This is a genomic window from Stutzerimonas kunmingensis (assembly GCF_900114065.1).
In the GTDB taxonomy this organism is placed as follows: Bacteria; Pseudomonadota; Gammaproteobacteria; order Pseudomonadales; family Pseudomonadaceae; genus Stutzerimonas; species Stutzerimonas kunmingensis.
The window spans coordinates 379,862-392,833 of record NZ_FORS01000001.1 but is presented as its reverse complement, the minus strand read 5'-3'; the positions used below and the strand labels follow the sequence as shown (position 1 = coordinate 392,833).

Annotated in this window: 8 protein-coding genes and 1 pseudogene; 5 read left to right on the top strand and 4 right to left on the bottom strand. The window is 50.9% G+C overall.

Annotation, left to right across the window (positions count from 1 at the left end):
• Positions 1 to 24 precede the first annotated feature (24 nt).
• Positions 25 to 618, bottom strand: a complete 594-nt coding sequence (locus BM275_RS01930; RefSeq protein WP_090519122.1) for a DNA-J related domain-containing protein — start codon at positions 616 to 618, stop codon at positions 25 to 27.
• A 134-nt stretch (positions 619 to 752) separates the two neighbouring features.
• Here BM275_RS01930 and BM275_RS22005 point away from each other — a divergent pair.
• The 5 genes and pseudogenes from BM275_RS22005 to BM275_RS01910 all read left to right on the top strand — a co-directional run.
• Positions 753 to 881 (top strand): annotated as a pseudogene (locus tag BM275_RS22005) (tRNA 2-thiocytidine(32) synthetase TtcA); the annotation flags it as partial.
• Positions 882 to 1,117: 236 nt separating this feature from the next.
• The gene (locus BM275_RS01925; protein WP_244153835.1) at positions 1,118 to 2,284 is read left to right on the top strand and encodes a site-specific integrase; all 1,167 of its coding nucleotides are present in this window, start codon (positions 1,118 to 1,120) and stop codon (positions 2,282 to 2,284) included.
• Positions 2,281 to 3,933 (top strand): hypothetical protein, encoded by a 1,653-nt coding sequence (locus BM275_RS01920; protein WP_090519120.1) that lies wholly within the window; start codon positions 2,281 to 2,283, stop codon positions 3,931 to 3,933. Before BM275_RS01925 ends, BM275_RS01920 begins: the two co-directional genes overlap by 4 nt.
• Positions 3,896 to 6,223, top strand: coding sequence for a hypothetical protein (locus BM275_RS01915; RefSeq protein ID WP_090519119.1), 2,328 nt, complete (start codon positions 3,896 to 3,898; stop codon positions 6,221 to 6,223). The genes BM275_RS01920 and BM275_RS01915 overlap by 38 nt, the downstream gene beginning before the upstream one ends.
• A gap of 1 nt (position 6,224) precedes the next feature.
• The gene (locus BM275_RS01910) at positions 6,225 to 6,635 is read left to right on the top strand and encodes a hypothetical protein (RefSeq protein ID WP_090519118.1); all 411 of its coding nucleotides are present in this window, start codon (positions 6,225 to 6,227) and stop codon (positions 6,633 to 6,635) included.
• A gap of 120 nt (positions 6,636 to 6,755) precedes the next feature.
• On the opposite strand, the gene BM275_RS01905 is transcribed toward BM275_RS01910, so the two are convergent.
• From BM275_RS01905 to BM275_RS01895, 3 genes are all read right to left on the bottom strand, one after another.
• Positions 6,756 to 7,946, bottom strand: a complete 1,191-nt coding sequence (locus BM275_RS01905) for a GIY-YIG nuclease family protein (protein WP_090519117.1) — start codon at positions 7,944 to 7,946, stop codon at positions 6,756 to 6,758.
• The gene (locus BM275_RS01900) at positions 7,939 to 10,050 is read right to left on the bottom strand and encodes a DEAD/DEAH box helicase (protein WP_090519116.1); all 2,112 of its coding nucleotides are present in this window, start codon (positions 10,048 to 10,050) and stop codon (positions 7,939 to 7,941) included. The genes BM275_RS01905 and BM275_RS01900 overlap by 8 nt, the downstream gene beginning before the upstream one ends.
• Positions 10,051 to 10,167: 117 nt before the next feature.
• Positions 10,168 to 12,936, bottom strand: a complete 2,769-nt coding sequence (locus BM275_RS01895) for a class I SAM-dependent DNA methyltransferase (RefSeq protein WP_090519115.1) — start codon at positions 12,934 to 12,936, stop codon at positions 10,168 to 10,170.
• Positions 12,937 to 12,972: the final 36 nt, after the last annotated feature.

Below are 12,972 nucleotides of genomic sequence, written 5' to 3'. Positions count from 1 at the left end.
TTAGAGCGTTTCGAAGCTATGCCGTCAGCGGTAATAGCGCTCGAGTATTTCCATCGCCAGATTGATTGACTGCAGGCGCTGCGTACTGCCACCTCGATCCGGATGGTGCAGGCCGACCAGCTGACGGTAGCGGCGCTTGATCAGCTCCAGGGTGAGGGGCTGTGAGGCGCGGTCCAGTTCGAACAGTTCGAGTGCCGCGCGTTTCTCGTCGCTGCCCTGCATGCGCGTCCAGAAGCTCGCCAGCAGGCGTTCGACATCGTCTTCGTCGGTATCCCGCAGGTTGGAGAGATCCAGATAATACGCGCGCAGGGCATCCTGCTCGGCGAGACCGGCGTTGGCGCCGGCATATGGCAGCAACTGAACGTGCAAGGGGCTGATCTGCAGATGGCCGCTGCCCTCGGCCGAGAGTCGGTCGCGCAGCAGATAAAGCGCGTTGAACACCAGAAAATGCGTGCGGAACAGCACCAGCTTGTCGGTCAGCGGCAGGTTGGGCACATGCGTGCTGTGCCGGCGCTTGAGCTGTTGAATCAGCTCGTACTCGCTGCAGCCTTCGGGTTTTTCCTGCAGCAGCATGAGCAGGTGGTCTGGCAGATCCAGTGCGGGGGAGAGGTCGTCCATTGGGCGAGACTAGCACAGCACTGCGGGTGTTCATTCGGTGCTGGTTCACATCGGAGCAGGCGGCGAACGGGCTGCGGTCAGGCGTGCTTTGCGCGTAAAATGCGCGCCTTTCGCATCTCACCCGGACACCTGACATGGGCAACCTCTCGGTCAACCAGAACAAACTGCAGAAGCGCCTGCGCCGCCTGGCCGGCGAGGCCGTCACCGACTTCAATATGATCGAGGATGGAGACAAGGTCATGGTCTGCCTGTCCGGCGGCAAGGTATAAACAACAAACTTTTTGTAAAGCCTATAAACCCGTAGGCATTGTCTGTAAGCCCCACCATCCGTCGCTCTTCCCTCCCTCTCGCTTGACAGAACTCGTTTGGGGGCTAGTTTTTAACTAAATTGGTTATTGGACTAGCTATTTTGTCAATCATGAAGCTCAGGCGATATCAATTCAATTCGTTGCCCTTCGTATCGATAGTGGACGAAGCGGATTGCCCTATTGATCCGTATGTGTCCTGCTATCTCAATGGCGCTTTGTCTGCTAAGTCGGCAAATACGCGTTTTAGGTACGCAAATGAACTGTTGTTTATGCTGCATTACTTTTCGGAAAAAAATATTGACCTGCCCGCGCGAGTTGCATCGGGTAGGTTTATCACGCATAAAGAGTATATGCAGTTTTATGACAGATGTTGCTTAAGTAAGGGTTTTTGTGAAGAGAGTTTAAATGTTAAGTTTATAGATATAAATGATAAACATCTCAGGAACATCATTGTTGCCAATCAGAAAGGTATGGCAACAGTATCTGGCGAAACCTTAAAAGGTCGCGTCAGGAGACTTCGGAAGTTTCTTTTATGGCTGTACGATCAGTTTCACGAAGTGCAGGATGTTGACGATAAAACAAACAAAAAATTTAACTATCTGATTTCAAAGATTAAGTTGGATGAAGATTCCCTTGGCAAGAACGCTACTCAACAAGTCGGCAATCCTGAGGAGTCGGTGATTCCGGATGACGTTTTCTTAAAGTTCTTGGAGATGGTGATGCCATCATCTCATAATAATCCCTTTAAAGCATCCAGGGTGAGAAATTATCTGATTGTCAATTTGCTAGTCCAAAGTGGCATCAGAAGAGGTGCGCTAGCAAAGTTGAAGGTTTCAGACTGCCATTTTTGGGGGGGGTACGATCAGATATCTATCTATCGGTCCGGAAACGACCCTACAGATCCGCGCGCTGAAAAACCTGATCAAAAGACAAAAGCACACTACGCTACGGTTGATACAAGTTTGCTGAAGAGTGTTAAGTTTTATGTTGACAACATTCGTGCTGTTTTTCCTCATGCAAAATTTCATGATTTCGTGTTTGTCAGTGAAAATGACTCTAAAGGTACTGCGGGGCAGCCCCTTTCGTTGAAAGCAATAAATGCAGTTTTTCGGAAGCTTTCTAGGGCGCTGGGCTTTCATGTGCATCCTCATTTGTTGCGTCACAAATGGAATGAAGTATTTGATAAAAAGGGAGAGTTGCTCGGGGTCAATCCAGCTTTGCTTGAGGATAGTAGAAAATATGCGATGGGATGGTCGCACAATTCGAGGCAGAACGAAAATTATAATGAAAAACGAATTGCGCTGAAGGCTAGAGAAATATCAAAAGCACATCAGCGTCTTGTGGATCAAAAAAAATGATTCGAGAGAAAAAACAGAAAGCACGTAAGCCTCAAAAGAAAGTAAATTCATTGGTTACGGCTAAGTCTGGCTTGATGGTTAATACCTCGGATGATGTATGGGTGATACTTCCGCACAATGGAAAGGGGAACGTGGTATGCGTTGGCTGGGTCCACTCATCGAATATATCTGATGATGATCGAGAATTAATTCTGAATGTGTTTGTGCATTACGTTCGAACCAAGGCTGCGAGTACAGCATCAGGTATAGTTTGTAACGTGAAGCCGTTTGTGATGAATGGTATTCCCTCGTTAGCTAGTGTTAAAGCGTTTTGGAGTGGTTTGAAAACAAATAGTAAGAAGGGTCTCAATCAGTTCTTTGGGACTCTGTCAAAGCAAGGTAATGAACGGTTTGAAGAATATCACAAATATACAAGTTCTCATTTAGATAAGAGGAAAATCAATACTCTTGATTCTTCCAAGGGGGCATTAAGCGATATTGAGTTTGACTCGTTAGCAAAGCAACTCAATGAAGATCTACAGGAGTTCGATTGGGCCGCTGATAGAGACCTTTCTTTCTATCAGTCATCAACCCTCTATGGTGATATAAAGAATCGTGTTACTAGCAAACTGTTGCTCTCCATTGTGAGGCGGCCGATTCAAATTTCTATCCAGAAATGGTCGGATCTGATTCCCACCGGTGCAAGCTTTCACGACGCGAGAATTCACGCTATGGACGAAATTGGCACAGTGGGGGGGCAAACATTACAGCTTAGAGTTTTTATCGCTAAGTCAAGCGGAATGCTCTTTCCGCGAGAATGTCCAGAGCGTTATCCGATATATCTTTCCGAAGACATCTCAAAGACTCTCGGCGACTATAAGAAGCTGATCTTTCAAGGGCTCACGCTACTGATGGAGTCAGCAAAGATCGAAGTTGATCAATCTGAGCTCTTGAGCCTAATGCGTAATTTGCCCATGTTTCCCGATGTCGGTCTTTTTAACTTGAGATTTGATTCTTTAGATTTTTTCAAAAAACTGTTTACGCCAATCTCTACTGCTTACCACATATCGGAGAGTTCAATTACAAATGCCTTAAGACATACTCGGGTTACCTCTGATCGTGTCGCCGACTGCATAGCCACTTCCAACCGGATTCGTCATACCGTACTAACTCGAGGAGCTCAAGATGGACTACCCGCCGTTCAAGTGGCCAGGATTACCGGTGTTACCGTTCCCGCTGCAAGGCACTACATAGACTTGGACTACAAGTCGAGGCGAGAGATTGACTTAAAATATACCGGTAATGAGTTTCTGAAGAAGGCATTTAGCGGTACGGTAACTATTGCTCCGGAAACCGATGAAGTCATAGTCGACAAAAATTTCAACGCTGTTGGTGGGGCACGTAACAAGCGTACATGCGCTACCTGCTCTACATTATTGGGGAGGCCGCTTGGGTGCTATGGATGCCCAAATTTTCGCCCGATACTCGAGGCCGATCATAGGTCAGTTTTGAGAGGCGTGGAAGACAAACTGGCGGCAAACCGCAGCTCCTTAATCAATCCTCTTTACACCCGCAGCATCGAAAAAATGGAGAGGCAGATCGTGTGGGTGAAGCTGACTATTGCGGTTTGCGATGAAGAACTCGCAAGGCAGCGTGCGCTCGATGCTTAACAAATACATTGACCGATTGGAGCGACTCACTGGCGAGTATCGCAAGGCCGAACTAGGGCAATTTGAAGGGCCAGGCGGCAAGAAAGCGGAGTTTGATGATCTGGTTTGGTACCACGTGGACCCTAATACAGGTCGCCGAATTAGATACTTATGCGGAGTACATGGGCGTAAGGGAAGAGGAAACGCCGGCAATCGGCCGACAGACAGCCTTCCTTACCCCTATAACCACCTGATAAAGGTATGGATTATAGAAACAACAAATACACCTTTATCTGCCGGCGAGAAAAAAGCTCGTATGTCAGTAGTTAGGAAGTTGTTAACGCTTATGGATGGCGATCTCTATGCCCAAACAGATTCTACAATCCGCAGCCTTAATTTGGGGGCTAAGTCATCTGACCGCTTGCGATCGTTTCTCGCGTTCTGCTCTGACAAGGGGGTTATGAAAAAAATCGACCTAAATGGAAGTGATAATAGAGACAGGACAGGGCATGCCCTCTTTGATAATACGCTAGAGAAGCTTCCGGATATCAAAACTGTGCTTGCCCTAGGCGCCATTTTCTCAAGTGTATTTGAGCATGTGGATGAACAGGGCTCGTTGAGTCCTGGTGAAGAGATAAATATGCATGATGCCTTAGTTGTAACTTTTGTGCTGCTGTCACTGGCATCACCCAATCGGACAACTGCGGAAATACCTCTTCTGCCTAAACAGCGACTACATTCTTACTCTGAAAGCAATGGAGAACCGGTCTATTACCTAGACTGGATTGGCAGCAAGGGATACGGGAACAACAAGAATCACATGCTGGCTGCCCTAGTTGAGCCACTCAAGAAAGCTCTGAACTTTTTTTATAAAGCATCCGAGCCGGCAAGGGTGCTGTGTCGTTTCTATGAAAACCCGAATCAGAGTTTAAAGGCATTACTTGGGGAGTTCGAGATTGCACCAGTACGAGCTCGGAATTTGTCCTTAACACAGCAACCCAATCTTTTTACGTTGGGGTATGCGTTAGGTTTTTATGGAGTCGATGATTGCGTTCCTGTTCTCAAAGAGAGTGCTGATCTGGCTTGCACCTACCATGCTCATAGAGGCCGATTCTTTGAGGGTAAAAAAATTTATTCGTTACAGCATCAAGATAAATTATCCGTATCGCGAACTGGGCGTACGTCTTTTGCAAGTCTACCCTACTTATTCGGCTACTCTAATATGCCGGAAATATTTACCGATAAGCTCACCATCACCGTCGGAGATGTACAAGAGTGGTGGGTGTCCTTTTATAGGAATGTGCTGCTGCCGGAATTTCCGCTCTCATTTTCAAGCGGAGAATCAAGTATTAATCTGAAAGATGCGATGTTCTGTTTCTTGGGGCGTTGGTTTTATGGGGCGTCCAAGGGGTTCGGGAGTGGGGGGAATACATTTCAAAAGACAAACTATATGGTGGTGCCATTAGCCTCGCTAGGCGCCTCAGTTATCCCTCGATTAACTGGGCATTCCTGCACCAAATTATCGATTTTTCAGAGTTACGGATTTTCGTCAGAGTTAAGTCTCAGGCTGCATAGTCTTCGCCACTTATCGAACACCATTGCGGATCTAAGTAGCATTCCAGTAGAAATAATCACAGCTTGGTCGGGCAGAAAGAGTTCTGAGCAAACTCATACTTACATTCACACAAGTCATGATGAGAAAGTAAGTCGAGTGAGTGTGATAATGAACCCACCAGATATCGACAGGCGGGTTATTCGAGTCGTTTCTCAAGAGCAACTTACGCAGGCCACGAATCTACCTGCATCTGTCACCTCGACTGGCCTTTGTACTCAAAACCTTAATGTGACCCCATGTAATTATTTGAACGATTTCGTCTCGCAGTGCTTTATGTGCCCGGAGACTTGTCATGTTGCCGGTGATGAGAAGGCCATCGATTTTTTAGAAAAAGATTTGTCGTTTCAAACCGTGAGATTAGAATCGGTTGCTTGCGATCCACGCTTACCTACTTCCCAGGCAATGAAGCAGTGGTATTTCATTCACTCTCGAAACACCCACATTTTATCGCTATTGATTGACTTGATGAAGAGTAGCCCTGTCGGTACGATAATTCGTTACTCGAATAATAGTTCTGATTTTAATTTAACCGATTTAAATACAATGGTTATCACAAAAGTTTCTTGTGGCCTTCCAGATTCTGAAGGCCGTCTGAAAGGCATCATGGAAGATCAGGCTACGAATGTGGGTTCTGACTCAAATCCTCAGTTGAGTTCTCTTTTATCTTCTTTTGGCCTGTCTGAAGGGGAGGTGTGACGTGGTAGTGCCAAAAATATCCGCTCAGCAGCAGCGTAAAATAGAGGTTATGTTGGTCAAGTGGGTAGGTAAACTGACGTGGGATGCTCTGGTGGCTAAGGTCGAACTTGAGATCGGCATAAAAACGACTAGGCAAACCCTCTGCACTTATGTGGGTATCAACACATCATATAAGAACAAAAAAGCTCAACTTCGTGGCGCAACGCCTTCCCTTTACACAAAGATAACTGCTTATGAAGTAAAGCTGGTGGAGCAAATAGAGCACTTGAAGGCTGAGGTTGCGGTACTTAGAAAGAATAATGCAGAGCAACTCCGTATGATTGAGAGGATGCTTTTGAACGCCAGTGCAATTCCCAATTTAGATCTCTATGCCTTGGTTAAGAAAAGGCCGGAAGAGATAAATAATGGCTAAAACTATTGCGCACCGCCGTAGACTATGAAGTGGCAAGCACACGTATACTCTGTAACCCGGGGCATCCGGGCAAATAGACTGGTTTTCGCTCGGATTTGATCATCACGATTTAGCTGCGCCTTAGCTGACTAGGCGAGCAGTATGCGGGTCATACGCAAAATCGGTAATCGACCCATCACGAATGCGCTCAACCGCCTCATCAATCACATGCAACGGCACCAGAAACCATTCCCTAGGCTTAACCGGATGGCCGAAGCGGTCTTCGATGGTCAATTCCAGCTGCGCTGCGCCGAACAGGCGGTGGAAGATGTTTTCCAGCCTGGTGCGGTTCAGGTTGTGCAGTTTGTAAGTCGCGACCACCTCCACATCAGCCAGCAGGTAGGTGGCGTCTTTGTCTGCGCCTGCGATGCGGGTTTCCACTCGGCCTCCGGTTACGCCGATCTTGTGAATCAGCTCTCGGTGCTCGGCTACGAAGGGGTGGCTAGACTGGCTGCGCAGCACATAGATAGTGCCGCTTTCTATGTCGTCCGGCTCTGCTATGTCGCTGAACAGTGGGCCTGAATCGACCTTGATCAGCCGAGATCCGGCACGCCCCTCACTGTCCTTGTAAAGCGCCCGCTGTAGGGATCGTAGCAACAGATCGCTTTCCGTCTCATTGGAGTAGATGACGCGCAAGCGCCCATTGGTCTCTGCATTCGGCGTTTTGTAGGTGTCGCCTACCTCGGCGACATAGGCAATGAGCCCGCTCAGAATGAAGAAATCTCCGGCCTCAATACTGGCGTTCTTGCCAAAAGGCTTGGTCACCCAGCGTTTTTGCTTGAGGCCAACTTCCACTTCATCAAACAGCGGCTTGAACTTCTCGAAGTCTTCACACGGGTTCCGAGCGGCCATCTCTTCTGCCGCTTTTATTGCCGCGCTGGAGCGCACATGCCGCAGCACGGTGATGTCGTCCTGGTCGACGGGCTCACTGCCGATGCCCAGCTCAGCGAGCAAAGCATCTTCATCCATATCATCCACATCTACCGATACTGCTGCAGTACCAGACAGTAAGCCGTAGCTATCCATCCCAGCCAGAAGCGTTTGCGCCTCCGGCAACTTGCGCAGCTGATCCAGGCGCACGGCATACAGACGCTCGAAGATGTCGCTGTCTTCACCATGCAAGGGCGCACGGCCGTGGGTCTGATAGAAACGCTGAATGTCCTCGAAGCCAGCGATGAAGCGCTCTTCGCGAGGAGTTCGAGTGGCTGTCTTGAGCGTGGGGACTTCTACCCCCAGCGCATCCAGCAGGTCGTCATCGTTCATATCAGCCATTGGCGGATTCTCCCTGCGCCGCTTTGGCTTGTGCGCGGTAGCGTGCCAATGCTGCTACGCCTTCAGCCAGGCGTTTTTCCCAGGCATCGGCGGAGTTGATGTCGGGCAGGCGGCCGCGCTCGTTTTTGAACTGCAGGGCACGCTTGGCCAGCTCTCGCGCCTCATCTTCGGGGATGCTCACCTTCTTGGCTGCAATGCTGGCCTGCACCTGGCGTAGGGATTTCTCATCCATCGCCTTCGCCAGTACGGCATAAGCGGCATCGAAGGGGTTGATGCGGTCGATCAGGTCAATGTCCAGCTCGCGCACGTTTACGAACTTGCGCACACCATCCAGTAGTGCCGTGCTGCCCTGCACGTTGTCGCCACCGTTTGCATCGGTCTGCGCCAGGGCCAGTTTGGCCTGCTGAGTAATGTTCATGGCTGCGATGGCGTGCTGGCGAATAGCTTCCTGGTCGATGTCGCTCAAGTCTGGGTAACGCTCGCGCACGATCTTGCCCATGCGCAGTTGGGTCAGCTCTTCCGGCAGGGTGTTTTCCTTGTCAAAGAGGCCACGCTCCAGCACGGTTTTATCCTGCAGGAAGCTGGTCACCACTTCGTTCAAGTCTTCTTTGCAAATGCGCGTGGCTTCTGTGCTTTGCGGTGTGGTCAGGCCATTGATCTCGACATGGAACTGGCCCGTGGTTTCATTCACACCCAGGTTGGTGCCACCCTTTTGATACCCCTCCGGTCCGTAATTGAAGCCTTCTTTCGGTCCGGTATCTTTCGGTGTGAACTCATAGCGCGGGGCCAGCACCTGTTCCATCAGTAGGCTGGCGGAAATGGCCTTGAGCATATCGTTCACTGCCTCAGCAACGGCTGCTTGATCTGCCATGGGTTCGGCGATCAGGTTGGTGAAGCGCGACCGCTCCTTACCCTTGGCATCGCGGGTGGCGCGGCCAATAATTTGCACGATTTCGGTCAGACTCGAACGGTAGCCTATGGTCAGAGCATGTTCGCACCAGATCCAGTCAAAGCCTTCTTTCGCCATGCCCAGCGCGATGATCACATCCACGTTGTCACGGTTGTTCTTCTGCGCGGGATCTTTCAGCGCGCCGAGCACTTTGGAGCGTCTGGCTGCGTCGCTGTCATCCACCAGGTCGGCCACTCTCAGCGTGCGGCCGTCCTTGGCTTTGATCAGGTGGAAGCCGGTCGCTGGGTCGACACCTTGCCAATCGCCCAGCGAACTCATGATCTCGTTGACCTCGCGCTCCTTGTCTTTGAGGCTCTCACGGGCATTTACATTTGGGATGTGGACGATGGTTTTCAGCGCCGGGTCCAGCACCTTGGCGACCGCATCCACGTACCTCCCAGTGTAGAAGAAGTAGCCAATATCCAGCGACTTGAGCCATCGATAGCCGTTGAGCTGCTCGTAGTAGGTGTACGTCACTGTCTCAAATTTATTCTCTTCCGACGGGGCCAGCACGGCCTCGCTGTCACCACGGAAGTAGGAACCGGTCATGGCAACCAGGTGCACCTTGTCGCGGTTGATAAACGCGCTCAGTTGGCTGCCGAGCTTGTTGTCCGGGTTGGCGGAAACGTGGTGGAACTCATCGATGGCAATCAGGCGGTTGTCGAATGCGTCGATACCTAACTCTTCCACGGCAAAGCGGAAGGTGGCATGGGTGCAGACCAGCGCCTTGTCGCCGCTGTCCAGGAAGGCGCGCACGGCTTCCACCTTAGACTTGGCCACGCGCGGTTCGTCGATGCCTGGGGCATTGCACAGGTTCCACTGTGGGACCACCTGCCAGTCCCAGTAGAAGCCATGTTGGCTCAGCGCCTCATCGGCAAAGCTGCCGCCAATTGAACGTTCCGGCACTACGACGATGGCCTGCTGCAGTCCCTGATTATGGAGTTTGTCCAGGGCGATAAACATCAGGGCTCGTGACTTGCCAGATGCGGGCGGCGACTTGATCAGCAAGTACTGTTCGCCACGCTTTGCATAGGCGCGTTCCTGCATGGTACGCATGCCCAGCTCATTGGCCTTGCTGGATGCTCCAGTGTGCGCTGTAGCGATGGATACCGACGGCACCGTGTAGCTGTTGGTCGGGTTGGTAGTGTTAGTCACTGTGATTCTTCCTCCATGAGGGTGCCGTCGCCTGGATATTGTTGATGCGGCCTTTGAGGTCAGCCAACCACTCGCTATAGCCTTCGAGTTGTGTAGTCAGGCTAGCAGGGGTATTGCTCATCCCTTTTTTTCCCGTGGTTTCTTCGGCGCGGCCTTTGCTGTTTCTGCTGTCATCTTGGTGTAGAGGTCAAACAGCTTTTCCAGTCGTTCGGTGTCATTTCTAAAGCGGCGACCGATATAGATACGCTCCAGCACTTCATCGTTGCGCTCATGGGCGCGGCGCAGGTTTTCCGGCATGGTGTCCGGGTCGTACAGGTCAGCGATGGTGGTGGGGAAGTGGGCTTCACGGGCCAGCAGAATGTTCTCTGCGCAGACAGTAAGATCTGCCTTGTTTTGCTCGGTGAGCAGAGGTAGCGGGAAAGTGTTGTAGCAAAGCGCTGACGAATAGCGCAGGTCAGTTTTTAGCCGTCCTGCAAGCGCCCTAACCCACGACATATGCAGCAGGCTAAGGAGAATGGACAGATGCCACACTTCAGCGTCATATATGGCCTGCGCAGAATCCCCGACTATACAATCGCTCGAAAGAAGGCCAAAGGGAATATACGTTCGTCTTTCAGATGAGACACGCGGAACAATTATTAAATGTGACTTGGCTTGATGTGTATAGCGGAATTGATGTGGTCTTGATGCAATGCCTCGCGCGACATCTCCACCATCCAGGCGAAACTTACGAACATTGTCGATTCTAAGTTTAATGTCTGGAATAGATTCTGCTATGGGGCTGCTCGTATTATCTATCCAGAGGCAATAACGCTGCTCGCCATTCAAATAATTCTTCGAACCATATAGCCTTTTAATTAGATTGATGGCCTCTGGGTAACCATTTATCAATTCCTCTTTTTGATCGCTTGTCAGAATCAAGTTGCCTCCATCGTAGGGGCTGTTCCCTGTAATTATTGGCATTAATTCTGAAATGGGTGAGAGGGACTGAGATACGACTATTTCATTTCCAGAAACCAAGTAAGGCCCAATGCAAGATACTTCCCTTGCAAGGCCGTTTTCAGTAAGGATCTTCTGCTTTCGCCCACGCTGTCTTAGCCCGATTATGGAGCAAATTACAGCGGCGTTCTTAGTTGCATTATTTGACCACTTGAAATCCTTGTGGGCAAAAGAGATCTCGATTCCAAGTTTGAAGACTCGTGGCCAAAGCTGATGAACCTGTGCGCCTTGGTTCACCGAGTTTGTGACTACAAAAGCGACTTCGGCAGAGTTTAAAGCTGAATACTCCGCGCCTTTCAATAGCCAGGCCGATACGTAATCTAGTTCGCCATTTTTCTCGTGAGAGCCAAAAACACTCGCAAGCTCTGCCTTCTGTGATGGCGACTGCCCTTTACCCCCCAAATATGGTGGATTACCACAGATGTAGGTCTCACCGCCTGCGTTGTCAAACTCAATCTCGGCTTGGTCGAGCGGAGAGCTAAATAAGTCATCTGCTACTAACTTCACCTCGGTGCCCGTAGACGGGCAGATACTTAGCCAGTCAAGCCGAAGCGCGTTGCCGCACACAATCCAGTTCTGCGCATCCAGCGGCAAAAATTCAGCCAGCGCATCCTGTTGCCCGCGATACAGCACGTCACACTGAAACTCGGCAATAATCAGCGCCAACCGGGCAATCTCTGCCGGAAAGTCTCGCAGCTCGATGCCGCGGAAATTGGTCAGCGGTATTTCAGACTTATTGTGAGCCTCGCCCCGGCGACGATTGATCTCAGCCTCAATCTCGCGCATCTGCTTGTAGGCGATGACCAGAAAGTTGCCGGAGCCGCAGGCCGGATCGAACACGCGGATACGCGCCATGCGTTTGCGCAGGTTCAGCAGCTTGGCCTTGTTGTCGCCGGCCGCCTCCAGTTGCGCACGCAGGTCATCCAAAAACAGCGGATTCAGCACCTTGAGGATGTTGGGCACGCTGGTGTAGTGCATGCCCAGTGCGCCACGCTCTTCATCATCGGCCACCGCCTGGATCATGCTGCCGAAGATGTCCGGGTTGATTTTCTGCCAATTCAGGTTGCCAGCGTGCAGTAGGTAAGTCCTTGCCATGCGAGTGAAGCTCGGCACTTCTGTGCTGCCAGAGAACAAACCGCCATTCACATACGGGAATTTGTTGGCCCAGCCAGGCAAGCGCGGTTCTGCCCTGGAGCGCTCGGCCAGTTTGATATTCATGGCGCGGAAGATTTCCGACAGCACCTGGTCAGTGTTGGAACCATCACGCTCGCTGTAATGCTCAACCGTCGTAGTAAACAGTCCATCGCCAGCAAAGATGTCGGTGTCTTCAGCAAAAAAGCAGAACACTAACCGAGACATAAAATGATTCATGTCGTGGCGGCGTTCGGCCTTGGCCCAGTCCGGGTTCTCGTTCAGCAGTTCGACGTACAGCTTGTTCAGGCGGCTTGTGGCGCGCACGTCGATGGGGTTGTCCTTGATCTCCTTGATGGTGGAGATACCAGCCAACGGCAGCAGGAAGCCGAAGTGGTTGGGGAAGTCTGGGTAGTCGCAGGTGATGGTTTCACCTGTGATCAGCTCTTCGGCCTCCAGCGTTTGCCCGTCGGTGGCAAGGATAAACTTGGCTTTAGCTTTTGTGGTGGCCGGGCTGGCGCGCAAGGCCTTGAGCGTTTCGCCCACGGTGCCAGGCTCGCATGCGGCGATATGAATGTTGCTGCGCAGTAGCACGCCACCGGACACGTCTGAGGTGTTGTTGTTGCCGGCGCGCAGGCGCTTGAGCGCGGTTTCCTTGTTGCCAAATGCGGCCAGGAAGGTGAACGGAAACTCCGCCGCGTCAAAGGGCTCTAGTGCCAGGTCCGAAATGGCGGACTCAATTTCTACTGCATTCATGATTTACCACTGTCCAGATCGCTGGTGCGCGAAGGT